The 19,712-nt window shown below is 50.2% G+C and carries 20 protein-coding genes; 4 read left to right on the top strand and 16 right to left on the bottom strand.

What is annotated here, in order from left to right; all coding sequences use genetic code 11:
- Positions 1-16 precede the first annotated feature (16 nt).
- The 3 genes from miaB to P9J64_04905 form a co-directional block, all read right to left on the bottom strand.
- Positions 17-1,342, bottom strand: coding sequence for a tRNA (N6-isopentenyl adenosine(37)-C2)-methylthiotransferase MiaB (gene miaB / locus P9J64_04895; GenBank protein MDG5467657.1), 1,326 nt, complete (start codon positions 1,340-1,342; stop codon positions 17-19).
- 107 nt (positions 1,343-1,449) lie between these two features.
- On the bottom strand, positions 1,450-2,010 hold the full coding sequence (locus P9J64_04900) for a PH domain-containing protein (GenBank protein ID MDG5467658.1): 561 nt from the start codon (positions 2,008-2,010) through the stop codon (positions 1,450-1,452).
- Entirely contained in the window at positions 2,007-3,098 is a 1,092-nt protein-coding gene (locus P9J64_04905; protein ID MDG5467659.1) for a tetratricopeptide repeat protein, read from the bottom strand. Before P9J64_04905 ends, P9J64_04900 begins: the two co-directional genes overlap by 4 nt.
- Before the next feature lie 224 nt (positions 3,099-3,322).
- On the opposite strand from P9J64_04905, the gene typA reads away from it, so the two are divergent.
- The gene (typA, locus tag P9J64_04910) at positions 3,323-5,134 is read left to right on the top strand and encodes a translational GTPase TypA (GenBank protein MDG5467660.1); all 1,812 of its coding nucleotides are present in this window, start codon (positions 3,323-3,325) and stop codon (positions 5,132-5,134) included.
- Between the two features lie 315 nt (positions 5,135-5,449).
- Positions 5,450-6,010, top strand: coding sequence for an AmmeMemoRadiSam system protein A (amrA, locus tag P9J64_04915; protein MDG5467661.1), 561 nt, complete (start codon positions 5,450-5,452; stop codon positions 6,008-6,010).
- A gap of 118 nt (positions 6,011-6,128) precedes the next feature.
- Here amrA and P9J64_04920 read toward each other — a convergent pair whose 3' ends face one another.
- The 3 genes from P9J64_04920 to cas6 form a co-directional block, all read right to left on the bottom strand.
- Entirely contained in the window at positions 6,129-7,088 is a 960-nt protein-coding gene (locus tag P9J64_04920; GenBank protein MDG5467662.1) for a GGDEF domain-containing protein, read from the bottom strand.
- A gap of 37 nt (positions 7,089-7,125) precedes the next feature.
- Positions 7,126-7,440 (bottom strand): zf-TFIIB domain-containing protein, encoded by a 315-nt coding sequence (locus tag P9J64_04925; GenBank protein MDG5467663.1) that lies wholly within the window; start codon positions 7,438-7,440, stop codon positions 7,126-7,128.
- 66 nt (positions 7,441-7,506) lie between these two features.
- A complete protein-coding gene (cas6, locus tag P9J64_04930; GenBank protein ID MDG5467664.1) occupies positions 7,507-8,466 on the bottom strand; it encodes a CRISPR system precrRNA processing endoribonuclease RAMP protein Cas6 in 960 nt (319 codons plus the stop codon).
- 133 nt (positions 8,467-8,599) lie between these two features.
- Here cas6 and tgt point away from each other — a divergent pair, with 133 nt between their 5' ends.
- Both tgt and P9J64_04940 read left to right on the top strand, forming a co-directional pair.
- Positions 8,600-9,721, top strand: a complete 1,122-nt coding sequence (gene tgt, locus P9J64_04935) for a tRNA guanosine(34) transglycosylase Tgt (GenBank protein MDG5467665.1) — start codon at positions 8,600-8,602, stop codon at positions 9,719-9,721.
- A gap of 250 nt (positions 9,722-9,971) precedes the next feature.
- Positions 9,972-10,772, top strand: coding sequence for a hypothetical protein (locus P9J64_04940; GenBank protein ID MDG5467666.1), 801 nt, complete (start codon positions 9,972-9,974; stop codon positions 10,770-10,772).
- A gap of 194 nt (positions 10,773-10,966) precedes the next feature.
- Here the strand turns inward: P9J64_04940 and P9J64_04945 are convergent, their stop codons facing one another.
- The 10 genes from P9J64_04945 to rfbB all read right to left on the bottom strand — a co-directional run bounded on the left by P9J64_04945 (position 10,967) and on the right by rfbB (position 19,580).
- Complete coding sequence (locus tag P9J64_04945) at positions 10,967-11,347, bottom strand: RidA family protein (protein ID MDG5467667.1); 381 nt, start codon at positions 11,345-11,347, stop codon at positions 10,967-10,969.
- 25 nt (positions 11,348-11,372) lie between these two features.
- The gene (locus tag P9J64_04950) at positions 11,373-13,529 is read right to left on the bottom strand and encodes a bifunctional (p)ppGpp synthetase/guanosine-3',5'-bis(diphosphate) 3'-pyrophosphohydrolase (protein ID MDG5467668.1); all 2,157 of its coding nucleotides are present in this window, start codon (positions 13,527-13,529) and stop codon (positions 11,373-11,375) included.
- 117 nt (positions 13,530-13,646) lie between these two features.
- A complete protein-coding gene (gene rpoZ, locus P9J64_04955; protein ID MDG5467669.1) occupies positions 13,647-13,850 on the bottom strand; it encodes a DNA-directed RNA polymerase subunit omega in 204 nt (67 codons plus the stop codon).
- Positions 13,851-13,979: 129 nt separating this feature from the next.
- The gene (gmk, locus tag P9J64_04960; GenBank protein ID MDG5467670.1) at positions 13,980-14,639 is read right to left on the bottom strand and encodes a guanylate kinase; all 660 of its coding nucleotides are present in this window, start codon (positions 14,637-14,639) and stop codon (positions 13,980-13,982) included.
- A gap of 74 nt (positions 14,640-14,713) precedes the next feature.
- Entirely contained in the window at positions 14,714-15,595 is an 882-nt protein-coding gene (locus P9J64_04965; protein ID MDG5467671.1) for a YicC family protein, read from the bottom strand.
- Between the two features lie 68 nt (positions 15,596-15,663).
- The gene (rfbC, locus tag P9J64_04970) at positions 15,664-16,224 is read right to left on the bottom strand and encodes a dTDP-4-dehydrorhamnose 3,5-epimerase (protein ID MDG5467672.1); all 561 of its coding nucleotides are present in this window, start codon (positions 16,222-16,224) and stop codon (positions 15,664-15,666) included.
- 27 nt (positions 16,225-16,251) lie between these two features.
- Positions 16,252-17,127 (bottom strand): glucose-1-phosphate thymidylyltransferase RfbA, encoded by an 876-nt coding sequence (rfbA, locus tag P9J64_04975; GenBank protein MDG5467673.1) that lies wholly within the window; start codon positions 17,125-17,127, stop codon positions 16,252-16,254.
- A 13-nt stretch (positions 17,128-17,140) separates the two neighbouring features.
- Complete coding sequence (gene rfbD / locus P9J64_04980) at positions 17,141-18,073, bottom strand: dTDP-4-dehydrorhamnose reductase (GenBank protein ID MDG5467674.1); 933 nt, start codon at positions 18,071-18,073, stop codon at positions 17,141-17,143.
- On the bottom strand, positions 18,063-18,431 hold the full coding sequence (locus P9J64_04985) for a four helix bundle protein (GenBank protein ID MDG5467675.1): 369 nt from the start codon (positions 18,429-18,431) through the stop codon (positions 18,063-18,065). Before P9J64_04985 ends, rfbD begins: the two co-directional genes overlap by 11 nt.
- 78 nt (positions 18,432-18,509) lie before the next feature.
- The gene (gene rfbB, locus P9J64_04990) at positions 18,510-19,580 is read right to left on the bottom strand and encodes a dTDP-glucose 4,6-dehydratase (protein ID MDG5467676.1); all 1,071 of its coding nucleotides are present in this window, start codon (positions 19,578-19,580) and stop codon (positions 18,510-18,512) included.
- Between the last annotated feature and the right edge of the window lie 132 nt (positions 19,581-19,712).

Raw genomic sequence — 19,712 nt, forward strand, 5'->3', positions numbered from 1 at the left:
CATGGCTCCTCTTCTCTTATTCGACCAGCTCCCCCAGCAGGGAGTTGCGAAATGCTTTCGTAATTTTCACCGAAACCAGCTTACCGGCAAGCTCAGCAGGCCCGGCAAAATTAACGATACGATTCCAGGTAGATCGGCCGAACATCTGTCCTGCCCCGACCTTGCTCTCACCCTCAACAAGGACTTCCTGAATTGTGCCAACATCAGCCTCCCAGGTCTGTCGACTGATTTCCTGCTGCAGTTCAAGCATGCGGTTGAACTGATCTTGTTTAACCTCTGCCGGCGTGTCATCTGCCATATCCGCGGCACTCGTGCCACGTCGCGGAGAATAAATAAAGGAATAAATCTCCGTGTAACGGACCTTTTCAAGCAAAGACATCGTCTCGGCGAAATCCGCCTCGGTTTCTCCGGGAAAGCCGACGATAATGTCAGAGGAGAGACGGATTTCCGGACAAACCTGCCGGAGACGCTCGACGACCCCCAGGTATCTCTCCCTGGTATAGCCACGGTTCATCGCTTTGAGGATGTTGTTGGAACCACATTGCACCGGCAAATGCAAATGTTTGCAGAGCTTGTCGAGGCGACCGAAGCACTCGATCAGGTCGTCGGAGAGATCTTTCGGATGCGATGTGGTAAAGCGAATACGGTCAATACCATCGACGGCATTGACCTGCTCAAGAAGTCCGGCAAAACTGAGCTCGCCATCGTCCTTAAGACCATAGGAATTAACATTCTGGCCGATCAAAGTGATCTCGCGAACGCCCTGAGCCGCCAACTCACGGATTTCTTCAAGGATCTCGGTGCTGGGGCGACTGATCTCTCGACCCCGAACATAAGGAACAACACAATAACTGCAGAAATTATCGCAGCCCTGCATGACCGTCACAAAGCGGGTGTAAGCTTCCTGGCCGGTTCGTGAGGGAAAAAGCTGCAACCGGGTTTCACGATCGAGGAACTCGGTCTCTTCGCAACGCACATGTTTCTCGGCAACCTGCTGCACCATCTCAGGGAGACGATGGACGTTATGGGTTCCGAAAACCAGGTCCAGGTAAGAGAACTCTTCCAGCAACTGCTTGCCCTCCTGCTGGGCGATGCAGCCGCCCATACCGAGGATCAGGTCAGGTTTGCGTTCCTTCATCGGTTTGAAACGACCCAGATGACCATAAGCTTTACGCACAGCTTTATCGCGTACAGCACAGGTGTTGAGCAGAATCAGGTCAGCCTGCTCCGGTTCTTCGACTTGGTAATAACCGATTTCATCGAGCAGGCCGACAATCCGCTCCGAGTCGACCACGTTCATCTGGCAACCAAAAGTTTCCAGGTAAAAAGCTTTATCGTTCATAGAAGGACATCCATAAGTTTTTTTGTTCTGACAAACTATTAAACGGCCAGAGGCTAACTAAAAACTTAACAAAAGCAAAATGTTAAGGAATCTTTCGGTTAACTCAGCTATGAGTTAATCCCTTCAGCCTCATTCTTTGTATCTGCTTCTGGAGAAGTTCCAACCGGAGTCATTACAGGCTTAATCACTTTCTCCAGGAGGTCCGTCGCTTTGCGAGGATGTTCCAGACAGTGAAGAACCAACCGTTTTTCCTTGCCCTGGTGAACACGCAAGGTGCCTAGCTCTGCGCCCTGCTGATGCAGGCTGAAATAGGTAACCTCCTCAAGCTTCATTTCTTCAGTATGCAGCCGCCATAGCCCACGCTGTAACAGCAAACGTCGATCTGTGATCGCATAATAGACTTGATTCCACTCCAGGCGAGCCTGAAGAAGGTGACCGACACTGAAGTAGACACCCAGGAGAACAAACGGCAGTGGCAGCCAGACCAACCAGGGGAGTGCATATTCATCAGCAAGGGCCAAGCCGAGGACCTGCCAATAGGAGCAAATCGCCAGAAAAACCAACCCGAAGATCGAGTGTTTCCAGTGCCTGAAGGTGTAACAACGCGGCGCAGGACGCCCCTCCCAACAGACCTCTTCTCCAACATCCAGAACCAGACCCCGTTTCATTGTCCACCTGTCGCTTGCGCCAGACGTCTGGCGGAAGAACGCCCGATTTTACTGTCTGGGTCAGCCTTAACGATCATCGTGTAAAGTGCCAGGGCCTCCTTGAGGTCACCACTCTTTTCCTTGACTTCGGCCAGCAGGAAGAGATTCTCGGTGACCGGCAGCTGCGCAACACTCTCCGCGAGTTCCTGACTGGCTTGGCGTAGATGCCCTTTTCCCAGGTAAAGGTAACCCAACCCCATCCGGCTACGGTAATAGTCCGGTTGCAACTTAACGGCCTTTTGCAAAGGCAGACGAGCCGACTGGAGTTGCCCGGCGCGGAGATATGCCATCCCCAGCGCTCTTAATATACGAGGCTCATCAGGGGTCGCTGTCGCCGATTGCAGATAAGTCGCGATCGACTGCGCTTCATTACCCTGTTTCTCAAAATCCCGCGCCTTGCGAAGAAGTTCGTAACCTGGCCGCAAGGTTGCCAGTCGCTTGACCGAATCAGGCAAACTTGTGTCCCCTGACTTGCCTATACTGGCAGCGCGGTTTAATGCCAGACAGTCTGCCTCGCAGGCAGCCTCCTTGAAAAGACGGGCCAGGCGAATATCTGCAGCATCAGGATCGTACTTGGAGTCTTGGACTGTAAGCTGTGCGGTCACCGCTTCATTCATCTCCCGCGTTGCGTGATCTTCATAGACATTCGCGGCAAGCGCTACACCCTTTTCGAGCAGAGAGGTCAGTTCGTCGCCGCTGGTGATCTCAGCCAGAAGACCTCGTGTTAGGACAAGGTATCCGCCAGGCAAGGGATAAAGAGCCGGAGAGCTCAGGTCTGCGACCGTGAGTTTGCAATGACCTTTTCCCTGGGAGTGTTCAAGGCAGGCACGCTTTAAATCTGTTATCAGGGAGAGATCGTAATAAGGGCCGCCAAGCATCTGCAGTAGTCTCGCTTCTATCGCCTCACCCAAGCGATCCTTCTCGGCAGAGGTCAAGGGCAAGGGTTCGACAGGGACTTGTGGGATGAAACCAGCGCAGCCAGCAATCAAGAGCAAGGAAGCGCCCAGACCAACAAGGCACAAAATATTTTTAAAACCAACGATCGTCATCACTTCAATCCAGCAGCGTTATTTAGGAAGTGCATCTTAGGCCATGCTCGCAAATCAGACAAGTCCAAGTCAAACGTCTCGCCACTTTCCGAGCAAAGTGTTTGATTTTCAAGGGCCTTTTGTCCGGTGCAAAAAAAGCTGCTTGCATTTCCCCGCCAAGAGACTATGATGTTCGGCTTCCCAATCAACTCCAGACGAATATGTATGTATAAAAGGTATCGATCATGACACGTCACTTACGCAACATCGCAATTATCGCTCACGTCGACCACGGTAAAACCACCCTGGTTGATGCGATGCTTAAACAATCGGGGGTTTTCCGCGAGAACCAGGTCATCACTGAACGGGTGATGGACAGCAATGACCTGGAAAAAGAACGCGGCATCACGATCCTCTCCAAAAACTTGTCAATTCATCATAACGGCATCAAAATCAACATCGTCGACACACCCGGCCACGCCGACTTCGGCGGTGAGGTCGAGCGTGTTCTGAAGATGGTTGACTCGGTCCTGCTTTTGGTTGACGCTTTCGACGGACCTATGCCTCAGACCCGCTTTGTGTTGAAAAAGTCCCTTGACCTCGGCCTCCGTCCCATCGTCGTTATCAACAAAATAGACCGGCCTGGATCGCGCCCTGAAAAGGTCGTCGACATGGTATTCGACCTCTTTTGCGAGCTCAATGCCGATGAGAACCAGCTGGATTTCCCTTTCATCTTCACCAGCGCCAAGCAGGGCATTGCCAAACGAGAGTTAGCAGATGACTCTGACAACCTCGAACCGCTGTTTGAAATGATCCGTGAGCGAGTGGCCCCTCCCGTTGCTGATGCAGAGGCCCCCTTTCAGATGTTGGTTACCTCCATTGACTACAATGACTACCTCGGCCGCATTGCCACCGGAAAGATTTTCAACGGCAAGATCAGCACGGGCGAAACGGTCGCATTAATCATGAAAGGTGGCGAGATCAAAAAAGGTCGCATCACCAAGCTTCTTGGCTACGAGGGTCTCAACCAGGTTGAGATAACAGAAGCAAGCGCTGGTGACATCATCACCGTTGCCGGATTCGAAAATGTCGGCATCAGTGAAACCCTGGCCTGTGCAGAGAACCCCAAATCTTTGCCTTACCTCGCCATTGACGAGCCGACACTGGCGATGAACTTCATTGTCAACTCCTCACCCTTTGCGGGGCGTGAAGGTAAGTACGTCACTTCGCGCAACTTACGCGACCGCCTCTTCAAGGAATTGCGCACTAATGTTTCCTTGCGCGTGGAAGAGACCGCCCATACCGACACCTTCAGAGTTTCGGGGCGTGGCGAGCTGCACCTGTCCATCCTGATCGAGAACATGCGCCGCGAGGGTTTTGAACTGGCAGTTTCCAAACCGGAAGTCATCTGCCGCGAGATCGATGGAGAGAAGTGCGAACCGATGGAGTACCTGGTTATTGATGTCCCTGAAGAATTCCAGGGCACTGTCATTGAAAAACTTGGAACCCGCAAAGCGGAAATGGCGGCCATGAATGCCCTCGACGGCTTCAACCGTCTGGAATTCATCATTCCGGCCCGCGGCCTGATTGGTCTCCGCAACGAGTTCCTCACAGATACCCGCGGCACCGGGGTCATGAACCATACCTTCCAAGGTTATGCCCCCTGGAAGGGTCCAATCGCAGGTCGTAAAAACGGTGTCTTGATCGCCATCGAGACAGCAGAGACCGTTGCTTACTCACTCTTTAACCTGCAGGACCGCGGAATCCTTTTCGTGCAACCCGGCGTTAAAGTTTACGAAGGGATGATTCTCGGCCAGCATGCTAAAGAAAACGACCTCGTGGTGAATGCTTGCAAAGGTAAGAAACTAACCAACGTGCGCGCATCCGGTACCGATGAGTCAATTCGAATTATACCGCCACGGGATTTGACCCTTGAGCAGGCACTGGAATTCATCGATAACGATGAGCTGGTTGAAGTGACCCCCCAATCGATTCGCTTGCGTAAGCGCTTGCTCGACGAAAACGATCGTAAAAAGGCTCACAAAAAAGCCAATTAAAAAAGATCTGGCGCAAGGCCCTCAAGGGGCAAGGAATAGTCCAGACAAAGAATGAAGAGCAAAGGCAGCTTCCGTATAAGGAGCTGCCTTTGCTTTTGCCTTTACGTTAAGGAAAAACCTTGAAAATTCGTGTCATTCCATCGTCCGAGTTGAGTGTTATGTGGCTTCATTTTGCATCGACTCTTCAGTACGGTTACCCTATCGAATAAATAAATCGAAAAAGGGAGTCAGATGTCTTGAAAAAATAAACAGATAGCACTATGATTGGCGCGTTCTTCATGAGAAGCATTCACCCCAGACAACATCGGAGGCAGCGTGTACCGAGAGTTAAACGCTCACGAAAAGCAAGTTCTGTTGGCTATTGCCCGCCAGGCAATCGTTCACGGCGTTCAAACGGGTCAGGAGTACATCGAACCTCGAGAAGAAAAAGCCCTGAACCAACGTAACGGCTGTTTTGTGACGATCAAGCAAAACCGGCAATTGCGCGGCTGCATAGGCAACTTTCAGTCCGAGCTGCCACTGTTCAAAGAAGTCGCCCAGATGGCACAGGCGTCAGCATCGAAAGACCCCCGTTTTTATCCACTCAAAGAAGAAGATCTCACAAACTTCAACCTTGAAATCTCAGTGCTTTCACCACTGCGTAAAATTGAGAATATTGAAGAGATCGAAGTCGGCACACACGGCATCTATATCGAAAAAAGTTTTTATCGGGGAGTGCTGCTTCCTCAAGTGGCAACCGAGCACAACTGGGATCGCCAGACCTTCCTCAAACAAACCTGTATCAAGGCAGGATTGCCCACAGATGCGTGGGAAGCTGAAGATGCCGAGATCTACGTTTTCAGCGCCCAGGTGTTTGGCGAAGACACTTCAGAATAAGCCTTCGAGACAATATTCATAAAAAAACGGGAAGGCAGAATCTGCCTTCCCGTTATCGTTTAATTTCCAGCCCCCAGTAATCAGTCCCCAGACCCCAGTCCCCAGCCTCCAACTCAACTCAAGAGTCACATCGCGTGGTCACACGTCTATCGATCAAGTAGTTGCTACCAGGCAAACTCTTCACATAGTCCTTGATCTCCGTAGCAACCTTAGCGATCTCAATAGGCGACGTAAAGGACCGCTTTACATCAGAGACAACCGCAATCGAAATAGACATGATCGGAAAACGCCGCTTCACACCGTACCTGTCCGTCCCTTCGATAAAACCCTTCTCAAGATCATCGGCATGGTAGTAATCAGTGATCAGGCTGTCGAACTCACTGATAATGGCCTTGCAAACCTGTTCGACGATCTCAGGTGAAGTGATCAAAACGAAATCATCGCCACCGATGTGACCAACAAAGTCCTGAGTTTCTGCGTATTCATCTTTAGCACGATAGAGAACCTCACCGGTCATCTTGATCAGATCACTGCCTTTGGCATAACCGTATCTGTCATTAAAAGCTTTGAAGTCATCAAGGTCGATATAACAAAGCGCAAACTTCTCACCGTGTTCCATCTTGCCCTGCAACACCTGTTCAATGGCCATGTTGCCCGGCAGTCTTGTCAGTGGGCTGGCATCAAGATAGCGTTGCTGGCTATCCTTGATCTTCAGCATCATCTCCTGTATTTCACGGTCGAGACCATCACTTGCACTGAGAAACTCACTGGGAGTCATTTCATCGAGGACAACGTCGCTAAGGTGTTTGGTGGCACGGCGCAAACGATCCATAATTTTAGAAGCCTGATGAACCGCAAACGCCATGGCAATCAGGCCACTCAAGAGACCAGCCAGGCAGAGAGCCATGACAATTCCCTGGCTGTTACGAAGCATTTCTTGCACGTGGAAAAAATTCGATGCCGTGAACTGATCGGCAACCTGCTCCAAAGAAGATAGTGCGACCAACCCGGCCACAATGAAAAAAGCAGCAGTCAGCAGGAAACTGATCAGAATGTAACGAATAAGGGTTAAATACATGTCAATCCAGACGTTACGCCGGCATAAGATGACTAAACTATGGGGTGTCCTGTTCGGAGACTTCTTCCTTGAACCAGCGCTCAAACCAGGTGCGATGATCTTTCTCAGAAAGCATTTTCAGATCATTGGGGCCGAGCCAGACGCCACCACAACTGACGCATTTATCCATCGGAACGCCCCTGAACTCCATCGCTTCAATAGGATCGCCACATTTCGGGCAGCGACCAAGGCAGTATTCATGAATCAGTTTCTCGCGAGTTTCGGTCTTGATTTTCTCAATCAGTTCCTTTTCCAGATCGTGAAAGTATTTATTCTCTAAGGCTTTTTTGCGCTCTTCCCATGCGTCTGTCATAGTGGCACCTCCTGGGATTGGCTGTTTCTTCAATTATAACAGGCATTTGAATGCTAGCAACAAACCTCAGTCACTAAGTTCAAATTGACCCGCACCGTAAGTTGCACCTTTACCAATCCCAAACAGAGAGGCCGCAGCAAAAACCCAGTAAAGCTCCTGCAAGGCGGCCCCACGAACAGACATCTCGCCAATGAAACCACCAACAGACAAGCCCACTCTGCCGGGTAACGCGCGCCAATCCGACCAAATCATTCTGGCAGCGACGGTTTCAAGTTGATCGACGATTTCAAGCAGCGCAGCAGGATCATCAAGGACTTCAAGTTGACAGTGAGTATGCAACATTGAGGTCGTCCGTCTTAACATAAATGGAAAGATTTTCCGCAGCGAAGGTTTCCTTAAAGGTTTGCCATGAGTCATGAGCCGGGCCGGCGTTACAAACCTTAATTGAACCTGTTTCTGAACTGGCCCCTGACGCAGCAGCCAGGACAAGTCTTGAACAGAACAGGCCAGGGGCTCAAGAGGTTCATCCCTCCGCCACACCAGACCCTCTGATTGATCGGGTTCTAAATTAAGGAGTTCAATAACCTCAAAGTGACCCTCACCGGCAACAAGACCAAGCTTACCAATATGAATCAGGCTGCGCAGGAATTCGTGTATTAGCGGTATGCCTGTGCCAACAAAAAGTACTTCCAGAACACATCGATCACCAATAGAGAAGAACTCCTTCTGCATGACCGGCATGCTGATGACGAAAGCCGGCGCCGGCTTTTGAAACTTGCGCAGCGCAACCGGATCAGCGCTTAAAGAAGGTTGAAACAGAGCACGCCATTGGCTTAGGGCCAACGAATCCTGAGGATCGAAAAGTTGTCTTCCCGCTGCTCGTAAAAGTCTCCCAACACCTAGGATATCGGATGGTTGCAAAACACAAGGGGACTTCATCTCAAGAACGAAACGTGCCTTGACGATGTCAACGTCCAGCAACTTGTCTGGCCATTCCGGTATAAAAAAATCGTTTTCAGGGGCCATTGCAGGTTATTGTAGTCCTTGTACAATTCTGTTAAAGTCCGCGCAAACGTTGATCTCACTCAATCGGCGTCGCTTGCAACATGAATAAACAACATTTTGCATCGTCTGCGCCAGAAAAGCCAAATATATCATGTTGAAATTTGAACTGCTCGCCAAAGACAAGGGAACCCGCGCCCGTCGCGGACGCGTTACAACTCCACACGGAGTGATCGAAACTCCGATCTTCATGCCTGTCGGCACTCATGGCGCTCTCAAGGCGATGACTCCTGCGCAGGTTGACGACGCCGGAGCCCAGATCATTCTCTCCAATACCTACCACCTGCATCTTAAACCCGGTGAAGCTCTGGTTGAGAAGGCCGGTGGCCTGCATAAGTTCATGAACTGGCCGAAACCAATCCTCACCGACAGCGGGGGATTCCAGGTCTTCTCCTTGCCTAAAAAAGAGATCACCGACACCGGGGTCTTTTTCAAGCATGAGGTTAATGGCGACCGTATCTTCCTTGGTCCCAAAGAAGCGACCGGCATCCAGAACCGGCTTGGCGCTGACATCATCATGGCTTTTGACGAATGCATCCCCTACCCGGCCACCCACGACTACGCCCGCAAATCCATTCGTAAAACCTTGAACTGGGCAGAGCAATGCCTTAAAGCCCACAATCGTGAAGACCAGGCTCTGTTCGGCATCGTCCAGGGCGGCATTTACGATGACCTGCGACGTGACTGTGCATTGGCCCTCAAGGAAATGGACTTCCCGGGTTATGCCGTAGGCGGTGTCAGCGTCGGTGAAGGACTTGAGTTACTGAAAAAGGTTGTCGACTATACAGAACCCTTCTTGCCCGAGGATAAACCCAGGTACCTGATGGGAGTCGGCTTGCCCGAAGATATTCTCGAAAGCATCGAGCGCGGCATGGATATGTTCGATTGCGTCATCCCGACCCGTTATGCGCGCAGCGCGACCCTTTTCACTCGTCGTGGCAAGATTCGCCTGACCAACCGCCGCTACCGCCGGGACTTCTTTCCGGTCGATGCCTCTTGCAGCTGCTACTGTTGCACCAATTTCACCAGAGCCTATCTGCACCACCTCTTCAACGCCAACGAAGTGCTTTCCGCCACCCTGGCCGCCATCCACAACGTACGTTTCTACCTCGACATGGTTGCAGGTGCTAGAGAGGCGATCGAAGCAAATAACTATGCGGACTTCAAGGCCGACTTCCTCGGTGAGTATCTACGTGATGACGGCAAACCTGGTCATTGACCCTGCCCCAGTCGGCCAAGATGAATGAATTACCTCGCTGCAAGCGACAGGGCTTCAGTAAACAAAAAAAGGTTAGGCTTGTACAAAAATACTTTCGCCACAGAGCCACAGAGGACACAGAGAGGACCAAAGTTCTCTACTTTTCTCTGTGCCCTCTGTGCCTCGAGTGAGAGAAGCGAACGGGTGGCAAAAAGCATTTGTCTCATCTAAGCAAGCACTGGGAAATACAATCCACCCTTCCGATTGAATTATGTCTAACGAATCCCGCATACCCCTCATTGACGTCGAACTTGCCAAGCGCCTGCACAAGGCCCTCACGGCTTCATCAGACGAGCTTTTCCAGCTTCTGACTGACCCGGACATGCAGGTTCTGCGTTCTACCTTCAAGAACCAGAACATCAATGAAGACCACCTCTTAACCCTGCTCAAGAGACGCGACCTCACTGAAGAGCTGCTCAAAGCGATCTATCAACTGGACGTATCGAAACGCAGTCACCGACTGCAGGTTGCCTTGGTCAAGAATCCAAACACCCCTGGACCGGTCGCTCTGGCACTACTACCCTATCTTCATCTCTTTGAGCTGGTTGACCTCTGCATGATCCCCGGGGTAACACCGGATCAGAAGTTTGGCGCCGAACGTGCCATCCTGCAACGCCTGCCAACCACAGAACTCGGCAACAAAATGACCCTGGCACGACGGGCCACCGCAACGGTTGTCGGCGCTATCCTCAAGGAAGGCAACGCCCGCCTCGTTGAAATCTGCCTTGGCAGCCCACGGCTGCGTGAAGTCGCCATTCTTCAGTTCATCAACAGCGCGGCAGCGTCCCCGGAGACCATCTCCATGGTGGCAAGGCATTCAAAGTGGAAATCACGTCCCAATCTGAAGCTGGCCATCCTCAAGAACAGTCGCACTCCAGCCGTCTGGTTTACCCTCTTCCTGCCGCAACTGCGCACACCCGATGTTCGCAACCTGCTCGCGTCTCGCCGGCTCAGTCCGTCACAGAAGAAGCTTGTCCAGAACGAACTTAAAAAGCGTGGTGCGGGTGGGTAACAGCCCGGTTAAAATCAAAAGCCTTATTCAACGCGGAGGCGCGGAGACACGGAGAAAACCAGGAAAGCTGTAAATAGGAAACAAAAGGGGCACTGATAAATCAATATCAGTGCCCTCAAAAAAACAAAAAACTCTGATTTTCTCTCTATTCTCTGTGACTCGAGTGAGCGAAGCGAACGGGTGGTAAATTTGGTTCAGGCTGTAGCTATCCACTCAATCTCTATCTCAGAGCCTTTCGGCAGAGCGGCCACCTGCACACAAGCTCTGGCTGGCGGAACATCACCAAAGAATTCACCGTAAATTTCGTTAACCGTTACAAAGTCGGCAAGATCAGTGAGGTAGATGGTGGTTTTGACAACATCATCAAAGCCTCGCCCCGAAGCCTTCAACATCGCTCCCATGTTCGCCATCACTTGCTGAGTCTGCTCGACGATGCCACCTTCGACAATCGTGCCACTTTGCGGATCCAGAGGAATTTGTCCGGAGTAGAAAGTGAAGTCTCCAACCTGAATGGCCTGGGAATAGGGGCCAATCGCGGCAGGTGCGTTATTGGTTTGTATCTGCTTTTTGTCCATGAGTACCTCCCAAGTTTAGAATCACTTACTTGTTGCGGCCGACCCTGACGCGCTCGACCTGCTGCACGCCTTTGACTTTCTGTACCGACTCCATAACCCGGGTCAGGTGTTGGACATCCTGCACGTCGATTTCAAAGCTATGGATGCCGCGACCGTCATTGGTAGAGTAGACACTGGCACGCAGGATATTGGCTGCATTCTTGGTGATGACCTTGGTAATCGTTGCCAGGATACCTTTCTGGTCCAGACTGTAGACCCTGATTTTAACAGAGCGGGTCGCCCCTTTTTGCCGATTCCAGGACACCTCTACACGACGGTCAGGGTCGGTCTCAAGAACACGGGGACAATCGGCGGCATGAACAGTGACACCAAGCCCTTGTGAAATAAATCCGATCACTTCATCGCCCGGCAAGGGGTTACAACACTTTGAGAATCTGACCAGGATGCCTTCCAGCCCCTGCACGTTAATCGCATCAACCGGCTTTCTGCGAATTTTTCCCAGCACCTGGCTGAGCTTGCTCGGCTTGGGTGCCTCTGCCTTGAACTGCTCCGGAATAATTCGGGAAAGAACCTGATTGCAGGTCACCTTACCATAGCCGACGGCCGCCTGAAGATCTTCGAAATTGCGGAAACCCAGCTCCGACAAGGCGCCTTTAACCGTATCCAGGTTCAGCGCACGGTTGTAGCTAAAGCCGAACTTACGTAGCTCCTTTTCCAGGAGATCACGTCCCAGTTCAAGGCTCTTTTGCCGTTCCTGATCCTTAACCCAATGACGAATCCTGTTCTTCGCCTTGGAGGTTTTGACGAACTTCAACCAGTCTTTACTGGGAGTCTGGTTGGTAGAGGTGATGATATCAACAATGTCGCCGTTTTTCAGTTCGGTCCTCAATGGGACCAGTCGGCCATTAACCTTGGCGCCGTTGCAGCGATGACCAACATCGGAGTGCACACTGTAGGCAAAGTCGATCGGTGTACTTTGCTTGGGCAGTTCCTTGACGTCCCCGTCCGGCGTGAACACATAAACCTCTTCCGGGAAAAGATCGACCTTGACCGAAGACATGAACTCGCTGGAGTCCTTAAGTTCCTTCTGCCATTCCAGCATTTGCCGTAACCAGCTGAAGCGCCCTTCATCGGCATGAGCCGCTGATTTGCCCTCTTTATACTTCCAGTGCGCCGCGATCCCCTCTTCAGCAACGCTATGCATCTCTGCAGTACGCATCTGAACCTCCATACGCTGTCCTGAAGGGCCGAAAACTGTTGTATGGAGGGATTGGTACATATTCGCCTTGGGCATGGCGATAAAGTCTTTAAAACGCCCGGGCACCGGTTTCCAGGAGGAATGAATCACTCCAAGCATGGCGTAGCAGTCACGCACGGTTGGCACGATAATACGGAAAGCAATCAAATCGTGAATTTGTTCGAACTCGATCTTTTGTTTAACGATCTTTTTATGGATCGAGCAGATGTGTTTCAGGCGCCCCTGAACCTGTCCATCAATGTCATGTTCCTTGAGGATGTCCTCAAGCTTTTTCTTCACCGTAGCAACGTACTTGTCGCGCTCACGACGGTGCTGAGATATCTTCTTCGACAGCGTTTTGTAGGTTTCAGGCTCCAGGTACCGCAGAGAGAGGTCTTCCAGTTCACTCTTCACCCAACTGATACCGAGACGATTGGCCAGAGGCGCATAAATATCAGCGGTTTCCTGGGCGATCTTTAGTCGGCGTTCTTCAGGTTGATGAGAAAGCGTTCGCATGTTGTGCAGGCGATCTGCCAGTTTCACCAGGATAACGCGAATATCTCTGGCCATAGCCAGAAGCATTTTGCGGAAATTCTCAGCCTGTCGCTCTTCACTGGTCTTGAAGGTGATCTTGCTGATTTTAGTGACGCCATCGACCATTTCAGCCACTTCATCACCAAAGACTTCACGCAGCTCTGCCTCTGTCGAGAGGGTGTCTTCGATGGTGTCATGGAGAAGGCCGGTCATGATGGTCGGCACATCCATGTGCAGGCGCGTCAGGATCGAGGCCACTTCCATCAGGTGGGTCATGTAAGAATCGCCGGAGAGACGCGTTTGACCCTGGTGGACTTTTGCAGAATACACGTAGGCCTTGCGCACAGCGTCAAGGTCAGCGTCGGCGTGATAGGAACGGATTGCTTCGAGGATGTCGTCGATACGGATCATAACCGACGTCCAGGTCGTTGGCCTCAGCCAACAAAAGGGATGCCGGCCATGACTGGCCGGCATCTTTAAATTTGCAGGGAACTCCGGTCTAAGACCATGAGCAAAAAATGATCAGGGTTATTTCGGGGTCGGGATTTCGAACTCAACCTTGCCCGCGGCAATTTCCCTGAGTGCCAGAACGATCTTACGGTTATTTGACTTGTTCTCGATCAACGGTTCTGCACCCTTGTAAAGCTGCTTGGTCCGCTTGGTTGCGACCATGGTCAAAAGAAAACGGTTAGGAATAGCCTTCAAACAATCTTCAACAGTAATACGTGCCATTTTTCCTCACTTTGTATCAGTCCCGATTGAATCGAGTGATATTATTTTTGTTAGATTGATCAAGATATACGTGTATGAAATTAATTTCAACCTGAATCAGTGAATTCTTGGTGGATAAGAGTAAGGAGCTTACTGCCTCAGGTTTAAGCCAAATTCTTCAGGCAAGGTCTTTAAAACACGATCAGAACGCAAAGTCTCAGCAAGCATAATCGCCCGGACCTTCTCTACAGCCTGCTCAAGGATATCATTCACCACAATATAATCAAACTTGACTGATTCGGCAATTTCACCAATGGCATTGGTCATGCGTCGTGCAATCGTCTCTTCGTCATCGGTGTTACGCGACTCCAGACGACTCAGCAATTCTTCCATGTTAGGAGGCAGAATAAAAAGGAAAACACCATCAAGACTGCTGTTGCGGAGTTGATCAGCTCCCTGGAAGTCGATATCGAGCAAAACGTCGGCCCCTGCTTCGCTGGCGTTTGTCAGCGTTTTGAGAGCAGTCCCGTAGCAGTTGCCATGAACCTCCGCCCATTCAGCAAACTCGCCAGCCGCAACCATCGCCTCAAACGTCTCTTTCGAGACAAAGTGGTAGTCCCTGCCCTCCTGCTCTCCTGACCGCATCGCCCTGGTCGTGTAGGAGATCGACTGGCGAAGATTCGGGAACAAGGTCAGGATAGCCCTGCAGATTGAGGTCTTGCCCGCACCTGAAGGTGCTGAAATCACGAAAAGGAGGCCTTTTCGTGATTTGGGGGCTGGGGATTGGGGGCTGGGGGCTGGTACAGTCATTAAGCTACCTTAGCTGTTAGCAGTTAGCAGGTGTCGAGTGCCAGTGCCCGAGTCACAAGTCACAAGTAACAGACCTACTCCATATTCTGAACCTGTTCGCGGATTTTTTCGAGTTCGGATTTCATGCCGACAACTGAATTGGTCAGCTCGGCATCATTCGACTTTGAACCCATGGTGTTGACTTCACGGTTCAATTCCTGAACCAGAAAATCCATACGCCGACCTACAGGCTCTTTGTCTTCGTAAAGGGCACGAAACTGAACCAGGTGGCTCTTAAAACGAGCAATCTCTTCGCTGATATCACAGCGGTCAGTAAACACCGCAATTTCCTGGGCAACACGCTGAGGATCCATTTCAAGGCCCTGTTGCAAACGTGCCAGGCGTTCCGTCAACTTCTCCTGCCATTCGAGCGGCACCAAAGGAGCTCTTTCCACCACCTTAACCAGTAAAACCTCGGCTGTTTGCAAGCGAGCTTCCAGATCCAGTCGTGTCTCTTCCCCTTCCGCTCGACGCATCGCAAGAAGTTGCTCCAAACCATTTTCGAGCGCGGCAAAGAGACACTTCTGCAAGGCCTTTTCATCAAGCTCAGCCTCTTTGACCTGAATCACATCCTTCTGATTGGCAATATATTCAGCTGTAGTTTCACCAGCAAGGCCAAGCTCCTGGCGCATATCATTGAGGATTTTCTGGTATGCAGTCGCCAGCTCAACATTCAGCTGCGGTGCTGCCAGGCTATCACCGGTCAACTCGTAATTAACATAAACATCAATCTTGCCTCGCTTCAGTGCCTGGGCAAGACGCTTGCGCAAGCTATTCTCCAACGCCAGCAAGCTGCGCGGCATCTTGACAGAGATATCCGCGTATCTATGATTCACCGACTTGAGCTCAACTGTGACCGTGAGACCGTCACACACCGACTCGCCTTTGCCGTAACCTGTCATGCTGTTTAGTGACATTTAATCTCCATATGGAATAACTAAGCTAAGAATTAATCAAGTGCGAACATTCGGGCAATACAACCAAGTTAAGTCCAATCGACCTGAAGACAATCATTTTCAGAGAGCAATGGTGCCTTTAAATCTTTCTCAGAAAGAGAAAGGTCGGTACTTGTCGGCCATTCTATCGCCAACGAGGCATCATTCCAAGCAATGCTTCTTTCTTGCTCTGGTGCATAATAATTGGTCGCTTTGTAATGAACTTCAGCAACAGGACTCAGCACCAAAAACCCGTGTGCAAAGCCTTCAGGCACCCACATTTGCATTTTGTTTTCAGAAGACAAACGGAGCCCTACCCAATGACCAAAGGTCGGCGAATCATGTCTAATATCGACAGCGACGTCGAATATCTCGCCGGCAAGCACACTGATAAGCTTTCCCTGAGCTGCCGGTGGCAACTGATAATGTAATCCGCGCAAGACGCCTTTGGTTGATTGAGAATGATTATCCTGGACAAACTCGCAGTCAACACCCGTTGCTTCAAGCCAATCACGTTTGTTAAAAGATTCAAAAAAGAATCCTCGTGGATCGCCAAAGACGCGAGGCTTGATTAATAGAACCTCGGCTAGGGTTGTCTGTATAACTTCAATAGGCATAGAAACTCTTTCTGGGCGAACTTAGTATTCGCGTAAGACTCTCTCTAAATATGAACGATAGCTTGAGGGTGGTGTCGTAGCAATCACAGACTCCATTTCCTGTGTGTTGATAAACCCTTGATGGAGAGCAATCTCCTCGAGACAGGCAATCTTGAGTCCTTGGCGAGCTTCGAGAGTCCCAATGAAATGGCTGGCTTCGAGAAGGCTTTCATGAGTGCCGGTGTCCAACCAGGCTATACCGCGCCCAAGCTTCTGGACTTTCAGCTTGCCCTCTTCCTGGTATGCCTTGTTGACATCAGTGATCTCAAGTTCTCCCCGGGCTGAAAGTTTTAACGATTTGGTAACACTGACTACGTTTTTGTCGTACAGATAAAGCCCTGGGATAGCGTAGTGAGATTTCGGTTGAGCGGGTTTCTCCTCAATGCTGAGGACTTTGCCCTCTTTGTCAAATTCAACAACGCCATAGCGCTCAGGGTCATGAACCGGATAACCAAAAACCGCAGCACCTCCATTGAAAGAATGCGCAATATCATCAAACCTGAAATGGCCGTAGAAGATATTGTCACCAAGGATCAAAGCAACATTTTCATTATCAATAAATTCTTCTCCGACAAGAAACGCTTGAGCGATTCCTTTCGGTTCTGGCTGCACCTTGTAGGACAGGTTAACACCCCAGCGGCTGCCATCGCCCAGCAAGGCTTCAAAACGTGGGGTATCCTCTGGCGTCGAAATAATCAGTATATCTTTAATCCCCGCCATCATAAGCGTGGACAAAGGGTAATAGATCATCGGCTTGTCATAGACCGGCTGCAGTTGTTTGCTGGCGACCAGTGTCAACGGGTAAAGACGGCTACCGGCGCCTCCAGCGAGGACAATACCTTTCTTAATGCCTTGCATTTTTTTACGCTCCTTAGGATCTGGCTTCACGTTGCAAAAAATAAGCGTTCAAGCTATATCGCCAACCAGGGATATCTACTCCGGTCGCTGCTTTATATTTCTGTTTCTCAAAAACCGAATTAGCCGGTCGTTTCGCTGGCAAAGGATAGTCTTCGGTCGCTATAGGATGAATCTTTTGCACCTTAAGGGCCAAATTACGTTTTTGTGCTTCCTCGACGATTGCACAAGCAAATTCATACCAACTGCAGCGCCCTTCATTTGCAAAATGGTAGAGACCATAGAGACTGGATGTTGGAGATTTGGGGCTGGCAGAGGCTGCAAGCAAGCAGAAAACTGCATCGGCTAAATCAGCTGTATAAGTCGGCGAACCAAGCTGGTCAGAAATAATCCGAAGCTCTTCTCTCTCTGCGGCCAGACGCAGGATCGTTTCGACGAAATTGTTGCCACCCGGGCCGTAAAGCCAACTGGTTCTGACAATAAAATATTTTTCAAGGTCACTGTTGATGATAGCCTGTTCACCCACCAGCTTTGTGTTGCCATACACTGATTGTGGATTAGGCGCGTCACTCTCAACATAAGGAGTCGTCGCCTGTCCATCAAATACATAATCGGTCGAGATGTGAACCAGGGTCGCCTCAACGGCTAGAGCAGCCTCTACCAGGAAGCCAACCGCCGTGCCGTTAACAGACATAGCCAAGTCACGCTCGGTCTCAGCACCATCAACATTCGTAAATGCCGCACAATTGATAATGACGTCAGGAGCCAAAGAGCTCAACACATCAACAACTTGATATCGATCATTCAAGTCAAAATCAGGCAGATCAAACAGATGAAAATTACAATCTTGCGGCGCACGCTCACGGATCATTCTTGCCAACATGCCATTCGCACCGATCAAAGCTATCTTACGGTGATCGGTTATCTGTGATTGGTGATCAGTCTGCATATTTCCTCTTCTTACCATTCACAGAACTTGATAGACCATGTAACATTTTCCTTATTTGTTCAATTTCTAGACTGACCGAAATATCAGGTGGCAGGTAATTAAGATTTTCAGCAATCAATAATTGAGTTTCCATTTCTGCCAAAGAACCAAGAGATATGGACAAGAACCGGGAAAACTCCTTTGAGGAGCGACGTGCAGCACCTTCGGCTATGTTGGACGGGACGGAAACGGCCGCTCGACGCATTTGACTTGTTAAACCGTACAACTCATCAGGTGGGAACTTCTTTGTAAGCACATAAATTTCACTAACCAGCCCAATACTTTTCTTCCAAACATCAAGGTCTCTGTGGCTTTTCATAATCCCTCCTCATAACTTTCATAAGTCAATCCATAGACACATTATATCAATCACCAATCACCAATCACCAATCACTGTTCACCTGTTTTCATACATCCCAGCATAATAATCCTGATAGGATCCGTCCAGAACCCCTGCCATCCACGCATCGTTACTAAGATACCACGCGATGGTCGTGCGAATGCCGTCTTCGAAGGTCACAGAAGGTTCCCAGCCAAGCTCTTGCTTGATCTTGGTCGCATCGATGGCATAACGACGGTCATGGCCGGCACGATCCTTAACAAACTTGACCAGGCTTCTGCGCACCTGGCCATCCGGCAACAAACCGACCTGCTCATCAAGAACATCGCAGATTGTCTGCACGACCTCTATATTTTGTTTTTCGCTGTTACCACCAATATTATATGTCTCACCGACCCGACCCTGTTCAAGAACCTTGAGGATGGCAGTACAATGATCAACGACATAGAGCCAATCACGAACATTTTTACCGTCACCATAGACAGGTAAAGCTTTGCCGTTCAGTGCGTTATTAATGATCAAAGGAATGAGCTTTTCTGGAAATTGGTAAGGCCCGTAATTGTTGGAACAGTTGGTGATAAGCACTGGCAGGCCATATGTATGGTGATAGGCACTGACCAGATGGTCAGATGAGGCCTTGCTTGCAGAATAGGGAGAACGTGGATCATAGGGGGTCGTTTCTTTGAATAAACCTGTATCACCCAGAGAACCGTAGACTTCATCAGTAGAAACGTGGAGGAAACGGGGGTTGGGGACTGGAGACTGGGGACTGGAGAGCCAATGCTTCTTCGCTGTTTCCAGAAGCGCAAAGGTCCCGACGATGTTAGTTTGAATGAATTCTGCAGGACCCTCAATACTGCGATCAACGTGGGACTCGGCAGCAAAGTGAACGACGGTATCAATGTGTTCTTCTGTAAACAATTTATCAAGCAGTTCACGATCGCAGATATCCCCACGCACGAAACTATAGCGTGGGTCATCATCGAAACCGGCCAGATTAGACAGATTACCGGCGTAGGTCAGGTTGTCTATATTGATGATACGGCAATCATTAAGGCTTTTCAGGATCAATTGAACGAAATTGGAGCCTATGAAACCGCAGCCGCCAGTAATTAGAATGTTTTTCAAGAACATGACCTTTCCATAGGGTTTGTAAGCCGGAGAAGCAACGAGAGAAGAAGATAGAGAGTTGGAAGTTTAGCACACTCGAAAAAAAAAGAATAATGGAAGAAACTTAAGCACCCATCACACAGGAACGAG

It is taken from the genome of Deltaproteobacteria bacterium IMCC39524 (assembly GCA_029667085.1).
Lineage (GTDB): Bacteria > Desulfobacterota > Desulfuromonadia > Desulfuromonadales > BM103 > M0040.

Coding starts and splice junctions, on each gene's coding strand:
- miaB (MDG5467657.1), bottom strand. CDS start 1,342: ATGAACGATAAAGCTTTTTACCTGGAAACTTTTGGTTGCCAGATGAAC.
- P9J64_04900 (MDG5467658.1), bottom strand. CDS start 2,010: ATGAAACGGGGTCTGGTTCTGGATGTTGGAGAAGAGGTCTGTTGGGAG.
- P9J64_04905 (MDG5467659.1), bottom strand. CDS start 3,098: ATGACGATCGTTGGTTTTAAAAATATTTTGTGCCTTGTTGGTCTGGGC.
- typA (MDG5467660.1), top strand. CDS start 3,323: ATGACACGTCACTTACGCAACATCGCAATTATCGCTCACGTCGACCAC.
- P9J64_04920 (MDG5467662.1), bottom strand. CDS start 7,088: ATGTATTTAACCCTTATTCGTTACATTCTGATCAGTTTCCTGCTGACT.
- P9J64_04925 (MDG5467663.1), bottom strand. CDS start 7,440: ATGACAGACGCATGGGAAGAGCGCAAAAAAGCCTTAGAGAATAAATAC.
- cas6 (MDG5467664.1), bottom strand. CDS start 8,466: ATGGCCCCTGAAAACGATTTTTTTATACCGGAATGGCCAGACAAGTTG.
- P9J64_04940 (MDG5467666.1), top strand. CDS start 9,972: ATGTCTAACGAATCCCGCATACCCCTCATTGACGTCGAACTTGCCAAG.
- P9J64_04945 (MDG5467667.1), bottom strand. CDS start 11,347: ATGGACAAAAAGCAGATACAAACCAATAACGCACCTGCCGCGATTGGC.
- P9J64_04950 (MDG5467668.1), bottom strand. CDS start 13,529: ATGATCCGTATCGACGACATCCTCGAAGCAATCCGTTCCTATCACGCC.
- rpoZ (MDG5467669.1), bottom strand. CDS start 13,850: ATGGCACGTATTACTGTTGAAGATTGTTTGAAGGCTATTCCTAACCGT.
- gmk (MDG5467670.1), bottom strand. CDS start 14,639: ATGACTGTACCAGCCCCCAGCCCCCAATCCCCAGCCCCCAAATCACGA.
- P9J64_04965 (MDG5467671.1), bottom strand. CDS start 15,595: ATGTCACTAAACAGCATGACAGGTTACGGCAAAGGCGAGTCGGTGTGT.
- rfbA (MDG5467673.1), bottom strand. CDS start 17,127: ATGCAAGGCATTAAGAAAGGTATTGTCCTCGCTGGAGGCGCCGGTAGC.
- rfbD (MDG5467674.1), bottom strand. CDS start 18,073: ATGCAGACTGATCACCAATCACAGATAACCGATCACCGTAAGATAGCT.
- P9J64_04985 (MDG5467675.1), bottom strand. CDS start 18,431: ATGAAAAGCCACAGAGACCTTGATGTTTGGAAGAAAAGTATTGGGCTG.